Annotated in this window: 24 protein-coding genes, 1 riboswitch and 1 other annotated feature; of the genes, 19 read left to right on the top strand and 5 right to left on the bottom strand. The window is 35.7% G+C overall.

Annotation, left to right across the window (positions count from 1 at the left end; all coding sequences use genetic code 11):
* Positions 1–140 precede the first annotated feature (140 nt).
* The 3 genes from HCH28_RS01080 (at position 141) to HCH28_RS01090 (ending at position 4,926) form a co-directional block, all read left to right on the top strand.
* The gene (locus HCH28_RS01080) at positions 141–1,811 is read left to right on the top strand and encodes a methyl-accepting chemotaxis protein (RefSeq protein ID WP_221679242.1); all 1,671 of its coding nucleotides are present in this window, start codon (positions 141–143) and stop codon (positions 1,809–1,811) included.
* 351 nt (positions 1,812–2,162) lie between these two features.
* A complete protein-coding gene (locus tag HCH28_RS01085) occupies positions 2,163–3,116 on the top strand; it encodes an L-threonine 3-dehydrogenase (RefSeq protein WP_004225462.1) in 954 nt (317 codons plus the stop codon).
* Positions 3,117–3,306: 190 nt separating this feature from the next.
* Complete coding sequence (locus HCH28_RS01090) at positions 3,307–4,926, top strand: long-chain fatty acid--CoA ligase (protein ID WP_221679244.1); 1,620 nt, start codon at positions 3,307–3,309, stop codon at positions 4,924–4,926.
* Between the two features lie 43 nt (positions 4,927–4,969).
* Here HCH28_RS01090 and trpB read toward each other — a convergent pair whose 3' ends face one another.
* The 4 genes from trpB to HCH28_RS01110 all read right to left on the bottom strand — a co-directional run bounded on the left by trpB (position 4,970) and on the right by HCH28_RS01110 (position 8,881).
* On the bottom strand, positions 4,970–6,133 hold the full coding sequence (gene trpB / locus HCH28_RS01095) for a tryptophan synthase subunit beta (RefSeq protein ID WP_221679245.1): 1,164 nt from the start codon (positions 6,131–6,133) through the stop codon (positions 4,970–4,972).
* 58 nt (positions 6,134–6,191) lie between these two features.
* Positions 6,192–6,391, bottom strand: a binding site (T-box leader).
* Positions 6,392–6,459: 68 nt separating this feature from the next.
* Complete coding sequence (locus tag HCH28_RS01100) at positions 6,460–6,942, bottom strand: QueT transporter family protein (protein WP_048393417.1); 483 nt, start codon at positions 6,940–6,942, stop codon at positions 6,460–6,462.
* Positions 6,943–6,948: 6 nt separating this feature from the next.
* Positions 6,949–6,993, bottom strand: a riboswitch (PreQ1 riboswitch).
* Between the two features lie 64 nt (positions 6,994–7,057).
* Positions 7,058–8,164 (bottom strand): site-specific integrase, encoded by a 1,107-nt coding sequence (locus HCH28_RS01105; RefSeq protein WP_221679246.1) that lies wholly within the window; start codon positions 8,162–8,164, stop codon positions 7,058–7,060.
* 84 nt (positions 8,165–8,248) lie between these two features.
* Positions 8,249–8,881 carry a LexA family protein gene (locus tag HCH28_RS01110; RefSeq protein ID WP_221679247.1) on the bottom strand — a complete coding sequence of 211 codons (633 nt, stop codon included), beginning with the start codon at positions 8,879–8,881 and terminating at the stop codon, positions 8,249–8,251.
* 185 nt (positions 8,882–9,066) lie between these two features.
* On the opposite strand from HCH28_RS01110, the gene HCH28_RS01115 reads away from it, so the two are divergent.
* Both HCH28_RS01115 and HCH28_RS01120 read left to right on the top strand, forming a co-directional pair.
* A complete protein-coding gene (locus HCH28_RS01115) occupies positions 9,067–9,282 on the top strand; it encodes an XRE family transcriptional regulator (RefSeq protein ID WP_221679248.1) in 216 nt (71 codons plus the stop codon).
* Between the two features lie 111 nt (positions 9,283–9,393).
* The gene (locus HCH28_RS01120; RefSeq protein ID WP_221679249.1) at positions 9,394–9,621 is read left to right on the top strand and encodes a hypothetical protein; all 228 of its coding nucleotides are present in this window, start codon (positions 9,394–9,396) and stop codon (positions 9,619–9,621) included.
* Between the two features lie 19 nt (positions 9,622–9,640).
* Here the strand turns inward: HCH28_RS01120 and HCH28_RS01125 are convergent, their stop codons facing one another.
* Positions 9,641–10,069, bottom strand: a complete 429-nt coding sequence (locus HCH28_RS01125; RefSeq protein WP_221679250.1) for a hypothetical protein — start codon at positions 10,067–10,069, stop codon at positions 9,641–9,643.
* 137 nt (positions 10,070–10,206) lie between these two features.
* On the opposite strand from HCH28_RS01125, the gene HCH28_RS01130 reads away from it, so the two are divergent.
* From HCH28_RS01130 to HCH28_RS01195, 14 genes are all read left to right on the top strand, one after another.
* Entirely contained in the window at positions 10,207–10,536 is a 330-nt protein-coding gene (locus HCH28_RS01130; protein ID WP_221679251.1) for a DUF771 domain-containing protein, read from the top strand.
* Between the two features lie 39 nt (positions 10,537–10,575).
* Positions 10,576–10,935: a hypothetical protein gene (locus HCH28_RS01135; protein WP_221679253.1), complete on the top strand. Its 360-nt coding sequence runs from the start codon at positions 10,576–10,578 to the stop codon at positions 10,933–10,935.
* 284 nt (positions 10,936–11,219) lie between these two features.
* The gene (locus HCH28_RS01140; RefSeq protein ID WP_221679254.1) at positions 11,220–12,134 is read left to right on the top strand and encodes a rolling circle replication-associated protein; all 915 of its coding nucleotides are present in this window, start codon (positions 11,220–11,222) and stop codon (positions 12,132–12,134) included.
* Entirely contained in the window at positions 12,127–12,618 is a 492-nt protein-coding gene (locus HCH28_RS01145; RefSeq protein ID WP_221679255.1) for a hypothetical protein, read from the top strand. Before HCH28_RS01140 ends, HCH28_RS01145 begins: the two co-directional genes overlap by 8 nt.
* Positions 12,605–14,170, top strand: a complete 1,566-nt coding sequence (locus HCH28_RS01150) for a PcfJ domain-containing protein (protein WP_221679256.1) — start codon at positions 12,605–12,607, stop codon at positions 14,168–14,170. The genes HCH28_RS01145 and HCH28_RS01150 overlap by 14 nt, the downstream gene beginning before the upstream one ends.
* A complete protein-coding gene (locus HCH28_RS01155) occupies positions 14,167–15,021 on the top strand; it encodes a DUF3102 domain-containing protein (protein ID WP_221679257.1) in 855 nt (284 codons plus the stop codon). Before HCH28_RS01150 ends, HCH28_RS01155 begins: the two co-directional genes overlap by 4 nt.
* A 2-nt stretch (positions 15,022–15,023) precedes the next feature.
* Positions 15,024–15,233, top strand: coding sequence for a hypothetical protein (locus HCH28_RS01160; protein WP_221679258.1), 210 nt, complete (start codon positions 15,024–15,026; stop codon positions 15,231–15,233).
* Positions 15,234–15,288: 55 nt separating this feature from the next.
* On the top strand, positions 15,289–15,483 hold the full coding sequence (locus tag HCH28_RS01165) for a hypothetical protein (protein ID WP_221679259.1): 195 nt from the start codon (positions 15,289–15,291) through the stop codon (positions 15,481–15,483).
* Positions 15,484–15,535: 52 nt separating this feature from the next.
* Positions 15,536–16,057 (top strand): hypothetical protein, encoded by a 522-nt coding sequence (locus HCH28_RS01170; RefSeq protein WP_221679260.1) that lies wholly within the window; start codon positions 15,536–15,538, stop codon positions 16,055–16,057.
* A 269-nt stretch (positions 16,058–16,326) separates the two neighbouring features.
* Complete coding sequence (locus HCH28_RS01175) at positions 16,327–16,530, top strand: hypothetical protein (protein ID WP_221679261.1); 204 nt, start codon at positions 16,327–16,329, stop codon at positions 16,528–16,530.
* Between the two features lie 221 nt (positions 16,531–16,751).
* A complete protein-coding gene (locus HCH28_RS01180) occupies positions 16,752–17,717 on the top strand; it encodes a hypothetical protein (protein ID WP_221679263.1) in 966 nt (321 codons plus the stop codon).
* A gap of 98 nt (positions 17,718–17,815) precedes the next feature.
* Positions 17,816–18,499 carry a hypothetical protein gene (locus HCH28_RS01185; RefSeq protein ID WP_221679265.1) on the top strand — a complete coding sequence of 228 codons (684 nt, stop codon included), beginning with the start codon at positions 17,816–17,818 and terminating at the stop codon, positions 18,497–18,499.
* A 293-nt stretch (positions 18,500–18,792) separates the two neighbouring features.
* On the top strand, positions 18,793–19,095 hold the full coding sequence (locus HCH28_RS01190) for a Rho termination factor N-terminal domain-containing protein (protein WP_221679266.1): 303 nt from the start codon (positions 18,793–18,795) through the stop codon (positions 19,093–19,095).
* Positions 19,092–19,439 carry an HNH endonuclease gene (locus HCH28_RS01195; protein WP_221679267.1) on the top strand — a complete coding sequence of 116 codons (348 nt, stop codon included), beginning with the start codon at positions 19,092–19,094 and terminating at the stop codon, positions 19,437–19,439. The genes HCH28_RS01190 and HCH28_RS01195 overlap by 4 nt, the downstream gene beginning before the upstream one ends.
* Positions 19,440–19,544: the final 105 nt, after the last annotated feature.

A 19,544-nucleotide genomic window follows, 5' to 3' on the forward strand; every position in this document is an offset into this window, starting at 1 on the left:
AGCGAGTTAAATTACCTAGATAAAACTAAATGATGGGTATAAATTCTTAATGTTTCGATTAAAATTTACAAAAATATAACACTGGCTTTATATCTCTATACTATCATTATTGGTAAGAGTTGGAGGAGGAGCCAGGGATCATGCATTTTTTCCGTTTCATTAAGGTGAAGGACAAGTTACTTGTACTCATGATTGTTTGTGTATTATCGAATGTATTGCTAGGTATATTCAGTGTAGATTATTTAAGGAAAATGTCGTGGCATGCAAGTGAGAGTTATACACAGGGACTTGTCCCAATTGGATGGCTAAATGAGCTAGAAGAATCACAGCGTCGATTAGATTTAATAGTAGATTCGAAAGGCAACGATAAAGAAATGACAGCCATTTTACAAAATATGGCGCAGCCTTTAGAGCATCTAGATAGCCAAGAAATTGATAAAAAGATGAGTCATCAAATTAAGAAGTATAAGTCATTGCTTAAGAAGCAGGAAGAAGCCATCGAGAACTTTAAGCAATTGAACCATGGTGAGCTAGATCAGTTTTATGTGCAAACATTTTTACCAATTAGTCAGGAGAGTCATGCATTATTAGAAGACACGCAAAATTATTTGGTTCAACGAGCAAAAGACCAACAGCATGCTTATCTGAAAGATGTACAATTCGGCTACTGGTTACTAGGTGGTGTATGCTTAGCGGTTGTCTTGCTTGTTATCCTTATCGGTTTTATCGCAACGAAGGCAGTCAATGTACCAACCCGTCAACTAAAGTCATTATTAAAACGTGCAGAACAAGGTGATTTCACTGCCAATGCAAGTTATGTAGCTCATGATGAGCTTGGTGAAGTAGTACTGTCATACAATCAAATGGTAACAGAGGTGAAACGACTACTCCATACTGTGACAGACAGTGCCTATGAAGTAGAAGAAATGACAGGGAAATTGCAGAACTCCTCTGAGCAATCATCAACAACGACATTAAAAATAGCGAAGGATGTACAATCTATCTCAGAGTCAACGTCTGCTTCTTCTAGTAAATTAGCTTCGAATACGGCTTCCTTAGAGGAGGTTTTAAATGATGTACAGGTTATTTTAGAAAAGGTTCAGGTTGTAGAAAGTTTTGCGCAAAAAACGGCCAGAGATGCAGAAAGTGGAACTGAAATTGTGCAGGCTAATTTAACGCAAATGCAAGCTATTAAGCAGGCGGTTGAAAAATCTAATACAGCTATCTTTAATTTAGTAGAGCGGGCTGCATCGATCGATCAAATGATTGAAGTAATAGAAAGAATAACAGCACAAACTAATTTACTGGCTTTAAATGCGTCAATTGAAGCCGCAAGAGCAGGAGAGCATGGTAAAGGTTTTGCAGTAGTGGCTAATGAGGTTCGTAAGCTTGCAGAGCAAACTGTTCAATCGACACAAACGATTACATCCATTGTACAGAACATCCATTTAGATTCGAGTTATGCGGTACAAATGATGGAAGGCGTTTTAGTGGCGACTGAAAAAGGTGTAGCTGTTACAGGACAAACTGCATCAAGTTTTGATCAAATTTTAGAAAAAGTACATACTATTAAGCCTTATATGATGGAAGTATCTGCTACGGTTCAAGAGATTGCCAATCACACGAAGAAGGTAAGTGAGGATGCAGGTATGCTGACAGCCTTATCCGATACGAATGCCGTGTCTACTAAGCATGTTGCTACGTTAACAGCTGATCAATTAACAGCTCAGCAACAGTTCCATAATTATATAAAGGAATTGCGCAAAGTATCAAAAGTTTTGCAAATAGCTGTCAAACGTTTTTCGATATAATTTAATATTAAAGAATAATATTCGAAAAGGGTCTTCTTTGCAAAAAATAGCAAAGAAGATTCTTTTTTTGCATGGTTACAAAACTAGCTTATGAAAGTATAAATTTTTTGTGTTTTTGAGATGTACAAATGTGTTTTATATATTTTTGTAGCACAATATTTTTCATGTTCTCATATACTGTTAATAAGGGATTGTATGTTCTTTGTAAGGAATATTATTAATATAATTGTTGTATTTTCAAAACGAACACATTATAATGAATTCCATTGAAAGTGTTATTAAATCAATGTTTATTAATGTATTTTTGTACTTTCGGAAAGTACAATTGTTCACATGTGGAGGTTTTGGGAAATGAAAAAGATTATTGTTACTGGAGCACTTGGTCAAATTGGTTCTGAGCTTGTAGAAAAACTTCGTGGTATTTATGGAGAGGACAATATACTTGCTACAGACATTAGAAAGCTTGAACATACTAAGGGCCCATTTGAAATATTGGACGTGACAGATGGACAAAGAATGCATGATTTAGCAAAGGACTTCGGTGCAGATACAATGATGCATTTAGCAGCATTATTATCAGCTACAGCAGAAAGAAATCCATTGTTAGCTTGGAATTTAAATATGGGTGGATTAATGAATGCGTTGGAGGTTTCACGTGAGTTAAATATGCAATTTTTCACGCCAAGCTCAATTGGTGCGTTTGGTCCGTCTACACCTAAGGAAGATACACCACAGGATACTTTGCAAAGACCAACAACTATGTATGGGGTAAATAAGGTAGCGGGTGAGTTATTATGCGATTATTACTTCAATCGTTTTGGTGTTGATACACGTGGCGTACGCTTCCCAGGGCTAATTTCTTATGTAACACCTCCAGGTGGTGGTACAACAGATTATGCAGTAGAAATTTTCTATGAAGCCATCGAACAAGGCAAATATACATCGTATATTCAGGAAGGTACATTTATGGATATGATGTACATGCCAGATGCCTTACAAGCTATTGTGGATTTAATGGAAGCAGACGGTAGTAAGCTTGTTCATCGCAATGCTTTTAATATTACAGCCATGAGCTTCGAACCTTCGCAAATCGCGGCTGAAATCAAGAAACACTTACCAAATTTCACAATGAGCTATCAGGTAGATCCAGTTCGTCAGGCCATTGCAGATAGCTGGCCAAACTCTTTAAATATTGAAGCGGCTCAAAAAGAGTGGGGCTTCAAAGCAGAATATGATTTAGCTAAAATGACAGTAGATATGTTAGAAAAATTGAAAATCAAACTGCATAAAAAAGCCATTTCATAAAAGATGGGCAACGGGTGAAGATCTAAACTTCATCCGTTTTTTTTATATATAAAAGAAAATTATTGGAATATATAGATTAAATTATGAAATTAAAATATAATAATATTCGGAATATTAATAGTATTCAGTTTAATTAATGCTATAACAATTTCACAAGGGGAAATTCACAAATGAAGGGATGATGGGTTTTATGATGCAAGCACCATTAGTTTTAACTAGTTTTTTCAAGCGAGCAGAGAGCTATTTTGCAAGAAAATCAATTATTTCACGGACAAGCCCACACAAAATACATCGTTTAACATATGGGGAGTGGGCAAAAAGAACGCGTCGTTTAGCAGATGCCCTTACAAAGCTAGGGATGACAAGAGGAACAAAAGTCGGCTCCTTTGCGTGGAATCAGCATCGGCATTTAGAAGCTTATTTTGCTGTGCCTTGCTCAGGGGCAATCTTGCACATGGTAAATATTCGGTTATCAGAAGAACACTTAATCTATATTATTAATCATGCAGAAGATGAGATTTTAATGGTCGATGTAGATTTATTGCCGATCATTGAAAATATTGCGCCAAAACTTAAGACAGTGAAACACTATATCATTATGACGGATGAACCAGCTTTGCCGAAGACTACACTACAAAATGTTTTATCCTATGAGGACATATTAGCTTCGGCTGATGAAAATTTTCAATTTCCAGAGGATATTGACGAAGAAGCACCTGCTGGTATGTGCTATACAAGTGCTACGACAGGGAATCCAAAGGGGGTTGTCTATTCCCATCGGGGTTTAGTTTTACACAGTATCATGCTGAGTATGTCTGACTCTATGGGGATTGCGGAAAGGGATGTGGTGATGCCGATTGTACCCATGTTTCATGCAAATGCATGGGGCTTACCTTTTGCTAGTGTCAATGTGGGTGCTACACAAGTTCTACCAGGTCCGCAATTTACTTCAGCATTAATAATGGATTTAATCGAGCAAGAAAAAGTTACATTAACTGCTGGTGTACCAACCATTTGGATAGGCGCCTTACAGGAGCAGGAAAAGAAAGAGCGAGATATTAGCTCTTTAAGAGCGATATGCTGTGGTGGATCGGCTTCACCAACTCGACTCATTCGGACATTTGAAGAAAAGTATGGTATTCCTTATATTGTTGTCTACGGCATGACGGAAACTACACCAATCGTGGCATTGTCCAACTATATGTCATGGATGGAAGATTGGCCGATTGAAAAACGTATTGAAGCTCGAGCGATGCAAGGGATGACAATGGCAGGTATCGAATCTAGTATTATTAATGAGGCGGGTGAGGTACCTTGGGATGGCGAAACAATGGGGGAATTACGTTTAAAAGGCCCATGGATTTCCAACGAATACTATCGTGATGAGCGAACAGCAGATGCCTATCGAGATGGTTGGTTATATACTGGTGATATTGCTGTACGAACAGCAGATGGCTTTATTAAAATAACAGACCGTACGAAGGATCTTATTAAATCAGGTGGGGAGTGGATTTCCTCTGTTGATTTGGAAAATGCACTGATGACGCATGATGCCGTTTTAGAAGCGGCTGTCATTGCCATGCCCCATGCAAAATGGCAGGAGCGTCCATTAGCTTGTGTTGTATTGAAAGAGGGACAATCAGTAACTGAACCAGAGCTTCTTGCTTTTTTAGAAAATCAATTTGCCAAGTGGTGGGTACCAGATGCAGTCGTCTTTCTAGAAGAAATTCCAAAGACATCTGTCGGAAAATTCCTGAAAGCGAAGCTGCGAGATAATGTAGCAGAAATTTATCCTAAATCATTGGTATAGGTAAAAGAGCGACTTCTATAAACGGAAGTCGCTCTTTTTTGAGTTATTTAGTTAACATGTGGAAGACTTGTTCAACGTCTTTATCGCCACGACCTGATATATTAATAATAATGCTTTCCTCAGGTGATAAAGTTGGTGCTAATTTTAGAGCATGTGCGACTGCATGTGAGCTTTCAAGAGCAGGAATAATACCTTCGACCTTAGAAAGTACTTGGAAGGCATCTAAAACTTCTTCATTTGTCACGGTCACATACTCAGCACGACCGATTGTTTTCAAATGGCTATGCTCAGGCCCTGCACCTGGATAATCTAAACCAGCTGCTATTGAATAGGTAGGGAGTGGGTTACCTTCTGCGTCCTGAAGTACTAAACATTTGAAGCCGTGTAGCTCTCCTGGTGTTCCTTCGTTTAAGGTAGCAGCTTTGTCTGGCTCTATTCCAATAAGACGAACATCCTCGTCTGCAATATAGTCAGCAAATGCCCCAATAGCATTACTACCGCCTCCTACGCAGGCAAGAACAGCTGTTGGCAGCTTTCCTTCCTTTTTTAAAATCTGTTCACGACTTTCACGGCTAATCACTGATTGAAAATGTTTAACCATTGATGGGAAGGGGTGTGGTCCAACTGCTGAGCCTAATAAATAGAAGGTTGTTTCATAGTTTTCTACTAAGTCAGCGAATGCTTCATCTACAGCATCCTTTAAGCGGCCTTGCCCTTTATCGACAGCAACAACTTTCGCTCCGAGAAGTTCCATGCGAAATACGTTCAATGCCTGACGTTTTGTATCTTCCAAGCCCATATAAATCGTGCAATCCATTCCAAACATGGCACACGCTGTAGCTGTTGCTACTCCATGTTGTCCTGCACCTGTTTCGGCAATCACGCGATTTGCTCCCATACGTTTAGCTAGTAAAATTTGTCCTAATACATTATTGATTTTATGTGAGCCTGTATGGTTAAGGTCTTCACGTTTTAAATAGATTTTTGCGCCACCTAATTGCTGTGTTAAATTTTCTGCAAAATAAAGAGGGGATTTACGCCCGACATATTCACGGAAATAGTAATCTAATTCTTGCTTAAAATCATCATCCTCTTTATACTTTTGAAAATTCTCATCTAGTCTATTTAAAACATTTTGAAGCTCCTTTGGAACAAAGCTTCCACCAAATTCACCGAAATATCCCTTTTTTTCTACTACTGTACTCATCTTAACTCGACTCCTCTATGCTAATTTTTCCAAAAAAAAAGCCACTCCAATCCCTCATAAAAAGGACGAGTAACCGTGGTGCCACCTTCATTCGCAATTTTTGCGCGCTTTCCTGCTCCGGTAACGGGGAGCGAATCGGCCTTACATTTGATAAGGCTGCTCTGAAGTCCATTCACAAGTCTGTACTACTGGTTTGCACCAACCACCAGCTCTCTTAAAGTAACAATGCTTGCTACTACTCTTCTTCCTTGCATTTATTAGAAAGAATTGTAGAGTATTTTCAAAATAGTGTCAAGAAAAAAGACGAATCTAAAAAGATCCGTCAGTTAAATCAAATTTTTAAAGTGAAGGCGTTTGTTTAATACATACATAATCGGTGCACCTACAGCTAATACAACAAATTCACCCGCCGCGACTGTTAGCCAAGTCCAGAAAAATGGCAACTCTAAAGCCAAGTTCAGCTCAAAGGCAATGATAAACATAGTACATGTAAAGAGCAATGTATTAATAATTAAACGTGCCCAAATATTTTTGACAAATTTACAGATTAAAATAAACAGGCCGAGTGTAATCATTGAATGACCTACACCAAACACTAAATCGTAAATGCCAAGTGGTGAAAAGAGATTAGAGATCAATACTCCAATAATAATCCCTACGGCAAAGCGTGGATTAAAGGCCACTAAATGGTTAAACATCTCAGATACTCGGAACTGAACCTCTGTAAAACCAAATGGTGCAACAAGCATGGTTACAGCTATATAGAGAGCCGCAATGATACCACTTGCTGCTAAAAATTTTATCTTCATATTCATTTCTCCTTAGTTTTTTTTCGTGGGATGGTTACGAACCACGTAGAGCAAGAGCAATCATATCAATATTCATACGGCTTTGTAAATACCTATGTGTAAATAATGTGTAAAATCATAATGCAGCTAAAATATTTACTGTATTATTTTCATCTTCTTCACGAAGCTCTTTGATGAGGTGTGTGTAAATTCGAATTGTTGTATCTACATCTGCATGTCCAAGTCTTTCAGAAATATACTGAACTGAAATTCCTTTATAGAATAAAATACTAGCGTGAGAATGACGTAAACCATGAATTGAAATTTCTTCTATCTTTAAATCACGTAGTATTTTTTTCAATGCTTTATTAACACCTGTATTGCTGAAAACTTTGTATTTAGAAGCGGGATTATAAAACACCAATTTATGAATGTTTTCTGGAGTAACTTCAAAAAAATGATTGAACAGACGCATCGTTACTTTGTCCATTTTAATAATGCGGTTTGAACTTTCCGTTTTTGTCTTTTTAATACCTTCATCATAGGAATTTGTATATCCCCATGTCTTGTTAATATTGATTGTATTATCTTTGAAATTAAAATCATTTCTAGTGAGTGCGATTATTTCGGCAAAGCGCATCCCTGATTTCAAAGCCAGCAAAATAATATAATACACAGGCCTGTTATCTTCTTTTAGTGATGCAATTAGATAACTAGATAACAACTTACTTTCAGTGTAGTTAATATGCTTTTCATCACTCTTTTTGGAGTCTTGGCCAGAAATTGTTGCATTGCGAGTAAAATCTGAAGGAATTATACCCTCATCAACAGCTTCTCGTACACAGGCCCTAATATGAGCATTGATTTTTTTAACCGTTTCTTTAGATTTGGTCTTTCCATACTCATTGAGAAAAGATTGATAATTACTCTTTTTGATATGCTGTAAAGGGGTATTAGAAAAGTGCTTTTTAATTATCTTCAATGTATTTTTGTAATGTACTTTTGTAGGTGGTGCAGTATTAGATTTGTAAATAGATACCCACTGTTCAAAATACTCATCAATCGGCTCTAATTTCGTAACAGGATTAAAACCCTTATTTAATTTAGACTCGACCTCAGCAGCTGCGATCTGTGCCTCTTTCTTCGTTTTGAAACCGCCCTTGCGTATAGGTTTTGATTCACCATTGACCATACGGCTGACAATATACTGCCAAGTCTTTCCGCGTTTTGTGAAACTCGCCATACACATTCTCCTTCCAGTGATATAAGAAAAGAGCTAGACGAATGAGCCTGCTCTTTTTGTTTAATTAATTTTTAGCGCTAATAATTAATCAAGGTTCACAATGTAAGTTACTACTTTACCATGTAGACGTAGATCGTCATATGCTTCACTAACTATGTAATCTGTAAAGCTAGTATCATATGATTCGGGTCTGAAAATTAATCGTTCACCATCTCTATAAAATCTCTTAACTGAGAAACTATAACCGTTGCTATAAACAATGATGTCGTTATTATCTAGATCTGCGATGTTGATTGGTTTTACAGCTATAAGAGATTTATGAGGAATAACTTTATTCATAGAGTCTCCGTTAACTCGCATGATAAATATTTCATTATCTCCTGCATATCTACCTAGTAATTCGTCTGGAATTGTGATGGTGTCTTTCTCAGAAATTCCATCAATGGTGATTGGTTCTCCTGCTGAAACTGGTGTAGGGATATAATCGTATTCAGAAACAGCTTGGAAGGCCTCTTTTTCATCCCAACCCATTAGATATGAGGGGGAGAGATTTAATGCCTTACTTAGTTTAGTTACTATGGTATAAGGCATATCTTCTATTTCGTTTTTTTCGTATCTATATATGGTGGCTCGGTTTTTCCCTATCATATCCCCTAGTTGATCAGCAGTGATTTTTAACTGTTTCCGCCTAGATTTAATTTTGTCTCCCATGTTCATGGTATTTTCACCTCCCATCTGTATCTATTATTCTAAATATTTTTTCGCATATATGCAACTTTTAGTATTCTGTTAGATAATTATATTGCATATGTGCGAAAAATGATTGACAAAGAGAATTTTACCAATTAAGATATGATTAATCGCATATATGCGACATCTTTCTTAGGGAAGGAGGATAATAGATGAATGTTAATGAATTGAAGAGAAAAATTATTGAAAACGGAATGAATATTGAAATGATGTCCTTAGCTATTGGAATGAACAAAAGTACATTTTATAGAAAGATGCGTAATCGGGGTGAAACATTTACAGTTAAAGAAGTGAACCTCATCTGCAAACGGTTATCTCTTTCTAAGGTAGAAGCAATGGTAATTTTTTTTGGTGATTATGTCGCATAAATGCGACTTTATAAGTGGAGCGCTGTGATACCGAGCCGATGACGGTATATAAGTCCTTATAGCTGATGTGACGGTAGCAACGTAAATCAAAATGAAAGTGAGGTGAGGGGTGTGCAAGAATATTTTGCTAAACAAAAGAAATTAGATGAACTTATTCAAACTAAAGTGTTGCGTATTGTGGATGATTTAATTCAGTTGAATGTTGGTAAAACAACAAATGATTTGCGTAGGGCAACGCTTCGACTTATTCGTGAAAATAAAGTGCCAGAAGTAATTGCTGACAGGGTGAAGCATGAAATTGAGTACTTTATTTCTAATATTAAAATACCTGCTCAGTAAAACTGAACAGGTAAATTTATTATTCCTTATCAGAGGATAAAGCTTTATTGATCCAAAATGAATCTTCATCAATGTTAAGTAATTCAGCAACAGGTTTAAAGGATTCAACAAAATCTCTAAATTCAATATCTGACCATTGATGACTGTGGTCTGTACGGGCATTTGTTAAGAATTCTTTGTTGTAAACAGAAAAACGGTGGAATAATTCATCAAATTCGTTACGTTCACCTAGCAATTCAACATTATCTATTAGTAATGTTTGAGCATTCACATAGTAATTGTGAGCCTCTGTAAGGTATGCCAGAGCAATAGCCATTCCATGCGTACTGTTTTCTGTATAAAGAGTTTTAAAAAGGGTTTTGTGGCTGTGCATTGCCGAGATAAAACCATCGAGAATCAAAGTACTTAAGTACTTTTTCTTGTAACTAAATTCATAATTTTTATCCATATGTATCACCTACCTTTCTAGGTGAATTATACCAAATAAGTAATGCGCTGTGATACCGAGCCGATGACGGTATATAAATCCTTATAGCTGATAAGACCGTAGCAACGTTAATCGAAATGAAAGTGAGGTGAAGATAGATGCAACAACTTCAAGTCAATTTAACAATTCCAGTTCCAGAAGGTTATGTGATGGTAAAAAAAGTGGAACTAGAAGAACTTAAACAGGAGAGTTTAAGTGGTATTTGCTGGACTATGCAGGATTTAGAAAGCCGTATTAAGAAAAAGCGTGACTGGATTAAAGATAATGTCCTTTTCCCTTCAAAGTTTAGAGAAATACTTGATACCGAAAACGGTGGATTTGTTTATTATCCAAAAGGAATAGGGGAAAAGTGGTCGTTTCATGCAATGAAGATGGCAAACTTTATAGATGAAAATTATAGCTCGATTTTTGGTTATGAGGGCAAGTGAGATATGGTGAGAATAAAAATTTGTATTGGAGGAACAGTGATGTTAGAGCAATTGAAAACAGCATACGGACAAGCTTTAAAAAATCTAGTATTCGTAGATTTTGCTAATAGAAAAGTGATAAGTGTGGGAGGATTAAATGCATTAGAAATGGAGTATTCGAAAGAAAGTGCTTGTTGCAGAGACATCATAACGGCTATTAATTTACATTTTCGCGAAGGAGATTTCGATTTAGTGAAGGAACGGATAGACGTTCTGACAGATAGAGTCGATTATATAAATTCGCTTGAAGGTTATTTAAAAGAACAGCGTCGTAACAAATTATTCGAGATTGCTAGTCATTTATGTAAGCAGGGAAAATCAGTAAAAGTGGTGAGATATGATGTCAACCCTAGCTGTTGAGGGCATAAAAAAACTGCTTAATCGTTGGAGCGATTAAACAGCATGTAAATCTTGAAAATTTGATCTCAATTACTAACTACTGGACATAGTTAGAAACCTTACAACCTTTGCCGTACTTATGAGAGGTACGGCTTTATTTGACTATTGCCAAATACCTTAACGCTAGTATAGCAACCCTCATGGTAATTAGTCAATTAGCGTCCTTGTAATAGATATTAGGTTTACGACGATGCCCTGAAAATGACAAGGATAATAGATTATTAACAGCATGGGGAGAGAGTTTCATGAAGAGAAAACGCAACATTAAGCATGTATTAGCAGCATATGAGGATTCGTTTGCGATAGAGAAAAAGGATAGTAGAGAAGAACATATTGAGAGTTTACGTGCCAATTCTTTAGCTGGGTATCGTGTGAAAACGATTAAGAGTGGAGAAATATTGGAAGTTGAAGCCTACCCTTTTTGGGAAGTACCACAGGGTTTACGTAAAAAGAAAAGTGAGAGTAGCCAAGCACAAAAGAATCTGAATGATAAAAACACTAAGAAACATGTTACACGACTTATTAACGCAAATTTCAGAAACTATGTGGATATTTGGCTTACGTACACTTACCCACAAGGGAAAATGCCAGTAGATTTTGAGCAGGCCAAAAAGGATATGACAAATCTTATCAGACGAATGAAAAATTGGCTTAAAAAACAGGAGCAGTACAAGGATTTTGAGTTGAAGTATATCTATGTGACAGAGCATACAAAGGACGGCAGTAAAGTGAGAGCTCACCATCATATGGTTACAAATTTTCCAAATCGTGATGTTGCTGAAAAGTTGTGGAATTGTGGAGGACGTACTCAATCAAGACGACTGCAAAGTGATGATTTTGGCTTTGAGGGAATGGCTCGTTATATCACAAAAGAAAAAGGTAGCAAAACGATGAAGCGTTATACACCTTCTCGCAATTTAAAGCAACCAACAGTTACAGTGGCGGATACAAAGCTAACTCGTAGACGTGCAGAGAAGATCGCTAAGGATGAAGTATCGGCACATGAAATTTTTGAAAAGTGGTACAAGGATTATCAATTCAAAGACATGCAAGTGAAGTTTTCTGATTTTGTTTCAGGAGCTTATTTGTACGTGCGTATGAAGCGTATTGACAATTTTGTCAAAAGAAATACAAATCGTGGAGGCGATAGGGATGGATAAGATGGACCATCACATTGAAATGATACAAGAAGGGCAAATGAATATTTTTGAAGCGGAATACCAAGCGAAAGAACAGGAGGCTTTAAAGATGGTAGAACAAGCGACAGCAAAATTAATGACAGAACTCAGAATGGAAGGGGTGCATCCTTACATTTCGGCAATAGGTAATTTCCTGTTGGATTTTTTAAAGGACAACCCATCAGCTGCAGAAAAAATCATGGCTGAAGGTAAAACGATCATCGGAAGTATGAAAGAAATGCGCAAAGAAGCTGAAAAAGTAAAGAAGGATAATTGCGCAGTTCTAACTAGTGATCAAGGATTTGATATTGTGTTGAAATATTTTGGTATTAAAAAGACAGGTGCCAAGCCGAATAAGATTTTATCATCAGATAGTCAAATGGATGTATCTAAACCGACTAAGCCAACAGTTCTATCGAGTGGAGCCACACCGCGTTTTGAAGCTTCGCTAGATGAATTCCTGTGATTTGGGGTGTATTAAAGTGGCGAGTTTAACTAAAGCAGAAGAACAACAAGTATGGAATCACTTTCCGATGATTGATGAAAAAATGATTGATTATGCAACGAATGAAGCGCTCAAAGGGAGTAAGTACATTTTTGTATCCAGTGGGAAGATGAAAAAGGGATACTGTACGCATTGCCACGCATCATTTTATGTAGAAGAGGCTGTGAAGCAAAATGCTTCGGCTACTTGTCCTAAGTGTGATTCGAAATGTACTTACAAAAAGGATTGGTTAGGCCGTAAATATTTAACGGATTCAGCGTATTTTTTGTGGTTTGAAAAGTCCTTAGTAAATCCAAAAGCAATTGTGGCAAGTTGGGTGTATTGCAGTAGAAATTATAGTGGGGCTTACAAAGATGTTAAGACAGTATGTAAAAGAATGGCTCTTTATACATTTGAGTTAGGGAAAAGTGAAATGTATGAAGTTTATACATGGCACAATGACAAGTTAGAAAAGCGTGGTTCTATATATAACTATAACACTAGCAGCCTACTAGTTAAGGTTTCTATTCAAAGCTTAATAGATGCAATACCAGGTACACCATTCGAGTATTCGGGTTGGGAGAAATATAGTCACTACACTTTATTGAAATATCTTGCTTTATTTTCTGAGATGCCGAATATCGAGATTTTGAGCAAGAATGGTTTTAAAAATGTTGTAGAAGCAAAAATTCATGGCAACTCACTTCATAGAACAATTAACTGGAAAGCTTTTAAGCTACATGATTTTTTCAAAATATCTAAACAGGACTATTTAATGATGAAGCGGACGGATGCAACAGGTATTCATGTCATGCATGCTCCTGATTTTGCGATAGGTTTGTGGATGTGGCAGCAAGCGAGAAAAGAGAAGTCGAAAATGTCATACGAAAAAATTGTAAAAGGGTGTAACACGTTTAATGTGCATGCATACTTTAGCCAGTTTAAAAAGATAAAAAGGTATTGCACAATTCATCGTATTTTCAATTATGCACAAAAGCAATTTGAACTAAGTAGTAAACATTACATGTTGCCTTCGCAGGTTTTAGTTACCTGGTCTGATTATATCAACGATTGTATGAAGCTTGAGTTGAATTTGGATGATGAAGTTATTTTGTATCCCAAGAATTTGAAAAAAGCTCATGAAAAGACGATTAAATTAATCAAAATAAAAAATGATGAGATTGCTAATTTAAAAATCCAAAAACGTTATGAGGCCTTAAAGCACTTTGTATTTGAGTCGAATGGTTTGATAATCAGGCCGCCTGAGACATTTAAAGAAATTGTGGATGAAGGTAAAAAGTTAAAACACTGTGTAGGAACTTATGCGGATCGTTACAGCAAAGGAGAATGTACTTTGTTGTTTGTACGAAAAAAAGATGCACCGTCCGTTCCATTTTATACGGTGGAATTGAGGGGGAGCGAAGTCGCCCAAGTGCGAGGTCGAAATAATAAACCATCTACAAAAGATGTGCAGGCTTTCATAGATACATTTAAAAAACAAAAACTGACTAAGAAAGCGAGGAAAGCAGTATGACGCAATTAATTACAGAGAGGTCTACAGATGTTATTGCAGCTGAAATCAATGCGATTAAATTTCAAACACAAACAATGATGTTACAGGCTTCATCCGAAATAGGAAAAAGACTTATTGAGGCAAAAGAGCAATTACCTCACGGTGAGTGGGGAAAATGGCTGAAGGAGAATGTAGAGTACAGTCAATCAACAGCAAATAACTTAATGCAAATCCATGTAGAGTATAGTTCAAATTCCCAAGCGTTTGGGAATTTGAGTTATTCAAAAGCAGTGGCTTTATTGGGCATAGAGGCGGAAAATCGAGAGGCGTTTTTGCAAGAAAACGATGTAGATGAAATGTCTACTCGAGAGCTTCAAAAGATTGTTAAGGAGAAACAGAAACTTGAAAAGGAAATGGCCAAGCGTGAAGCGGATGCCACAAAAGAAAAGAGTTTATTAGAAAAGGATATTCAGGATCTTAAACAGCAGTTAGAAACTGCTCAAGAACAATCTGTTCAGAATGAGGTTTCGGAAAAAGAGATTAATAGGTTAACGCAAGAGTTGGCTGTTGCTGAGTCTAGGGCGAAAAAATTAGAAGAGAGCTTAAAAGCCAAACCAATAGAAGCGACCACTGTTGAGGTTATTCCAGATGATGTGCAAAAAGAGCTAGATCAACTTCGTAGCAAAGTGAATGAGTCAACGGATCCTGCTGAGATAAAATTCAAATTGCGTTTCGAGTCATTAGTGGATGAATTTAATTCGACATTGGTGGTCCTTGAAGAGATTGTTGACGAAGGTACGAAGACCAAGTATACAAATGCTGTCCATAAGTTAATGGATAAAATGCGTGCGACTTTGGAGGGAGGGGTGTAGTAATGTCGGGACTATATTGGAGTGCTGCTCAAGGTGAATATATTAAGTGTCCTGTGGAAGGTTGTAAGCATATAGGCATCGTCATTACTGCAGCTCACTGCCGAATTGAACACGGTATGACTCGAGAGGAAGTAAAAGAGAAATATGGTCAACCTAAAAACGTTTCGAAGCGGAAAACAAGAACAATTGAGAGGGATACGTATCTAACGTAGTTGAGGACTGGTTAAATACATTGTACAGAAGCAAACATGAAAAGAGAGGTGAAAAATGCAGACAGTGATATTTTTGTTACAAATATTATTTATTATGTATTGGATTATGCTTGGACTATTAATTGTATTTAAGGTTTATATGCCCCCAAGATCAGTAATAGCAACAATGTTTATTTTTACTGGAATATTAATGGCTATTATAGTATTTTCACCTGTGCCAATTACAAAGGTGCATATTTATCATCATTGAGTAATTACTAAAAAGAATGTTAGAAGGATAAATAATAATTGGAGGTGTGCCGATGAGTAGCATCGCACAAGAACAAATAGCTGCTATAGCAGAAGTTGCTATAGCCAAATTCAACGAGCTTCAACAAGAAGAAAAAACTAAAAGATTGGATAGACGACTTTTTAACACAAGAATATTGTTGAAGAATTACCGTCACTTAAAAGTGTATTGCGATGAAATGAAAGAAAACATGGATTTAGAGGGTGAGGAGCAAGAAGAAATAATTTCACCTGATAAAGAATATCTTACATTAGAATCTATAAAAAGAAGCGAAGCTCGTACGCTTGCAATGATGAGATTTATCGACAATATGATTAGGGTATACAAAATGGACTGTAAACACTTGGGTACAGAAGCGGTGCGAAGATATGAAACACTTTTACACTTTTATATAAACGATGAAAGAAAGACTTACGCAGAAATAGCAAAACTGCATAATGTACATGAACGTACTGCTCAACGGGATCTGAAAGAGGCAGTTCATGCGATGTCAGTCCTTTTTTTCGGCACAGATGGATTGCGGTTACAGTTATAACTGTGTCGTAAAGATGTCGTTTTAAATGCTTTGTAAATATTATATAGTGTAAATGTAGAGTAATTGGATTTACTTTACATCAAGAGTCTTCCAACTCACACGTGAAGTCCTGTTTCTTAAACAGGCAAACAACATAATAGACGTTTGCTGGAACGTCAACACTAGAGTCACACTAATGAGGTGTGACTTTTTATTTTCAACAAAAACAGAATGTTTGTTCTGTTTATGCTATGCTCAATATATTATTTTTTTGATGGGAGGGACAGAGAATGATAGTAAATGAGATGGATAAATATGAACTAACGAATTTTATGAAAGTAGTAAAAGAGTATATTTGCAGACCAGGCGGTGTGTATTTCTCTCATTTAACCAAAGATGATTTTAAAGAAATATTAAAACCTCCAACAGATGGTGAGGGTTATATAAACAAATTCTATTTGTCTGATGGAATACAAAAATACTTGTTGAACTAATATCAGTCTTAATTAAAAAGAAAGCACGATCTTAATAACGTATTGGGGTGTAGTGATCAAAAGCCTCCGTTAATACGAATTACAAAATAAACATGTTCGCTTGTACTTATTTGTTGGAGACAAACATGAAGGGCTACTTCAAAAGGAGTAGTCATTTCACTATTCCATTTATCCTAAAATAATAGTATAATTTGTTATTATTTGTTGGTAAAGGGGTAATTATGGAAGATATGGTTTTGGTAGAATTTAATGCTTGGTGGTTGTTAGTAGTTCCAACTATGCTGATTATTACTATAGTAATTCTTACTTTAATAGTAAAAATCCCACCACTTATTAAAAAGGACTTAAAGAAAAAATCTTTAACAAGTTGGATAGAAGTTAAAGATTTATTATACTGGCTTTTAATAATTTGTTTAGGATCAATTAGTTTATTCACTTATCAGTATAGAGAAAATAGTGAAGTGATTGATCATTGGGGATTTGCTGGAACTATTGTTTCAATTATTTTAGCAGTAGTAGCTATAGGGTTTACACTATTTCAAACTCTTTCAAGTAATCTTTCTAGTGAGAAGATTGCTGAATCAGCAGAGAAAATAGAGAGGGCTACTGATAGTTTGGATACTGAGACACTTTTGAAATCAAGTGAAATAATGAATAATGCTGCTACGTTTTTGACTGAAAGAATATCATTAATTGAGAAAAGTTTACTTTCTTTGGATACAGAGCAAAAAAGATTTAATGAGATAGCTGCAACTGGATTTAATAGTAATAAAGCATTGTCAGATAATGAAGACGGTTATAATTTGAATAAATTCATAGATGAGATTTACCCCTATTTACCTTTTTATTCTCAGTTATTTACTTACGCTTATATGTGTTTAAATTCAATTGGAATTGATATAAATGATGAAATAAGAAATGAATTGCGAAATTTAATAAATGACTATGATCAAGAAGTGAATGGTTATGGTGAACAAATGATGCATTATTCAGATGGAGCAGTTTATGCTTCTGAAGGGGCAACATTTTCTTTTGTATTTAGTTTAGGGATTATTTATCAATTTTCTAATAATCCTCAAAATGAAAAGGACGATTATATAAATAAATGTCAAGTTTATTTGAAAAAACAAATACGATATTTAGCATTAATGGATGAATACATTCTTGAAAAAAGAAATAATAAATAAAAGTCACATCTAAAAGGTGTGGCTTTTAGATTATGTCAAAATTGTATTAATTGAAAATACTTAATAGCTATTAATAGTAGTAAGAGGAAGTGAGAACTTTGATAAGTTTTATTAATAACAATTTAACTATAGGAGTAATAGGTAGTCTTATTGCAACTTTAATATATGAGTTCATAAAAAATATCAAGAGCAATAAAGAATATAACAGAAGAGTAGAAAAGGTAAAGTTTGAATTTCTTGTTTTTGTTAGAAAAATGTTAGTCCAAGAAGATGCTTTTGAAGCTAAATTACTCTATAAATTTTTATTTAGCTTAGCTGATGAGAACAATATAAAATTTAACGATATAAAGAATATTGAGCCTATTAATAACAGTATAATTAAAGAGATACTAGAATCACCTTTTGTCAGTGTAATTGAAAAAAATAAATTAGCTAAAAAAGTGGTTGATTTTCAATCGGACTATGATAAACAGATTAAGTTTGAAGACCATGAAAAAGCAACTATGAGTCACGATGAATACAAAATTAATATGTATAGATACAGAAGAATACTAGCACTTATAATATTCTATTTTACTAACTTTGTAATAATACAAATTTTCCTTTGGTTTAAACAAGGTAAGGTTGTATTAGATTCAGGTATCATTTTTAATATGAATAGTAGTGAAAAAACTAGTATATTAGTAGTAGTCGTTTGGATAATAGGCCTTACAGTAATTTTTGCTAAAGATAAGCAGATTTCAAGAAAACGATTAGCTGAAAATAAAAAGAATAGTACTTAGTCACGCTTAATTTGTGTGGCTTTTTATTATGCCTAAAAGGTGGTGAGTACATAGAAGATTATTGTAATCCTCACATTCATATTAATTACTATAAATTTCATTCTTTCGATCATTTAAATGATAAGGCTACAAAAAGAATCAGATGCACCTTATCAACGAGGACAATCAGATGCAAAGCAAACATCGAGTGAAGTCATTAATGAAATCAAAATTAAAAAAAAGTGAGGGGCAAGACATTTCATGATTATGCTACCGAAGTTAATGAATTAAGTAAAAGAGAGGATTGATTCAATATGAAAGTACCAATTCGCACAACAGCTAATGGAACAGAATACTGGGACAGTGAAGCTAAGAAGGTGTTGTTTGTACCTGCAGGTATGAGGCCATCTTTCAAAGTAACTGAGAAACCTGAGTCGATGCTATATGTAGAAACTAAACCGTTAACTGACGCACCAGTATTTAGTTTAGAGGGCAAGACTGCTACACAGCTGAGAGAGTATGCAGAAGAAAACAATATTGAAGTACCAGGTAATTTAAAGAAGTCTGAGACTATTCGTGAGTATATCGAGGAACAGTTAGCAGTTGATGAAGAATGAAATACTGTAGTGAGCAAGGATGCCGACAACTAATCAGTAAGGGGCGATATTGCGATAAGCATAGACGGAAGAAAAGGAATGTAGGTGCCAGTAATAAGCCGTTCTATAGCACAGAGGCATGGAGGGATTTAAAGGCTGAATGTTATCAGCGAGACAAGGGAAGGTGTACACGGTGCAATAAGTTTGTGTTTGGTAAGACAGCGCAGCATCATCACATCATACCGATTAATGATAGACCTGACTTGAAGCTTGATCCAGGCAACGTCACAACCTTATGTCCAACGTGTCACATGATCGTTGAACATGAGACAAAACCAAAGCCAAAACATAATTTTAAATGGTGATAGCCCCCCTACCAAATTATTATTTTGGCCATTTTGCTGTAGACCGTATGAGCATGTAATTGCGCGCCTCAAATTGATTTTTTGAAAAAATTTTAAGTGTGACAA

Source organism: Lysinibacillus sp. K60 (genome assembly GCF_019731275.1).
Classification (GTDB): domain Bacteria; phylum Bacillota; class Bacilli; order Bacillales_A; family Planococcaceae; genus Lysinibacillus; species Lysinibacillus capsici.

What these genes read in the sequence shown, in the direction of transcription:
- HCH28_RS01080 (WP_221679242.1), top strand. Translation starts at nt 141, where the DNA reads ATGCATTTTTTCCGTTTCATTAAGGTGAAGGACAAGTTACTTGTACTC.
- HCH28_RS01085 (WP_004225462.1), top strand. Translation starts at nt 2,163, where the DNA reads ATGAAAAAGATTATTGTTACTGGAGCACTTGGTCAAATTGGTTCTGAG.
- HCH28_RS01090 (WP_221679244.1), top strand. Translation starts at nt 3,307, where the DNA reads ATGATGCAAGCACCATTAGTTTTAACTAGTTTTTTCAAGCGAGCAGAG.
- trpB (WP_221679245.1), bottom strand. Translation starts at nt 6,133, where the DNA reads ATGAGTACAGTAGTAGAAAAAAAGGGATATTTCGGTGAATTTGGTGGA.
- HCH28_RS01100 (WP_048393417.1), bottom strand. Translation starts at nt 6,942, where the DNA reads ATGAAGATAAAATTTTTAGCAGCAAGTGGTATCATTGCGGCTCTCTAT.
- HCH28_RS01105 (WP_221679246.1), bottom strand. Translation starts at nt 8,164, where the DNA reads ATGGCGAGTTTCACAAAACGCGGAAAGACTTGGCAGTATATTGTCAGC.
- HCH28_RS01110 (WP_221679247.1), bottom strand. Translation starts at nt 8,881, where the DNA reads ATGAACATGGGAGACAAAATTAAATCTAGGCGGAAACAGTTAAAAATC.
- HCH28_RS01115 (WP_221679248.1), top strand. Translation starts at nt 9,067, where the DNA reads ATGAATGTTAATGAATTGAAGAGAAAAATTATTGAAAACGGAATGAAT.
- HCH28_RS01125 (WP_221679250.1), bottom strand. Translation starts at nt 10,069, where the DNA reads ATGGATAAAAATTATGAATTTAGTTACAAGAAAAAGTACTTAAGTACT.
- HCH28_RS01130 (WP_221679251.1), top strand. Translation starts at nt 10,207, where the DNA reads ATGCAACAACTTCAAGTCAATTTAACAATTCCAGTTCCAGAAGGTTAT.
- HCH28_RS01135 (WP_221679253.1), top strand. Translation starts at nt 10,576, where the DNA reads ATGTTAGAGCAATTGAAAACAGCATACGGACAAGCTTTAAAAAATCTA.
- HCH28_RS01140 (WP_221679254.1), top strand. Translation starts at nt 11,220, where the DNA reads ATGAAGAGAAAACGCAACATTAAGCATGTATTAGCAGCATATGAGGAT.
- HCH28_RS01145 (WP_221679255.1), top strand. Translation starts at nt 12,127, where the DNA reads ATGGATAAGATGGACCATCACATTGAAATGATACAAGAAGGGCAAATG.
- HCH28_RS01150 (WP_221679256.1), top strand. Translation starts at nt 12,605, where the DNA reads ATGAATTCCTGTGATTTGGGGTGTATTAAAGTGGCGAGTTTAACTAAA.
- HCH28_RS01155 (WP_221679257.1), top strand. Translation starts at nt 14,167, where the DNA reads ATGACGCAATTAATTACAGAGAGGTCTACAGATGTTATTGCAGCTGAA.
- HCH28_RS01160 (WP_221679258.1), top strand. Translation starts at nt 15,024, where the DNA reads ATGTCGGGACTATATTGGAGTGCTGCTCAAGGTGAATATATTAAGTGT.
- HCH28_RS01165 (WP_221679259.1), top strand. Translation starts at nt 15,289, where the DNA reads ATGCAGACAGTGATATTTTTGTTACAAATATTATTTATTATGTATTGG.
- HCH28_RS01170 (WP_221679260.1), top strand. Translation starts at nt 15,536, where the DNA reads ATGAGTAGCATCGCACAAGAACAAATAGCTGCTATAGCAGAAGTTGCT.
- HCH28_RS01175 (WP_221679261.1), top strand. Translation starts at nt 16,327, where the DNA reads ATGATAGTAAATGAGATGGATAAATATGAACTAACGAATTTTATGAAA.
- HCH28_RS01180 (WP_221679263.1), top strand. Translation starts at nt 16,752, where the DNA reads ATGGAAGATATGGTTTTGGTAGAATTTAATGCTTGGTGGTTGTTAGTA.
- HCH28_RS01190 (WP_221679266.1), top strand. Translation starts at nt 18,793, where the DNA reads ATGAAAGTACCAATTCGCACAACAGCTAATGGAACAGAATACTGGGAC.
- HCH28_RS01195 (WP_221679267.1), top strand. Translation starts at nt 19,092, where the DNA reads ATGAAATACTGTAGTGAGCAAGGATGCCGACAACTAATCAGTAAGGGG.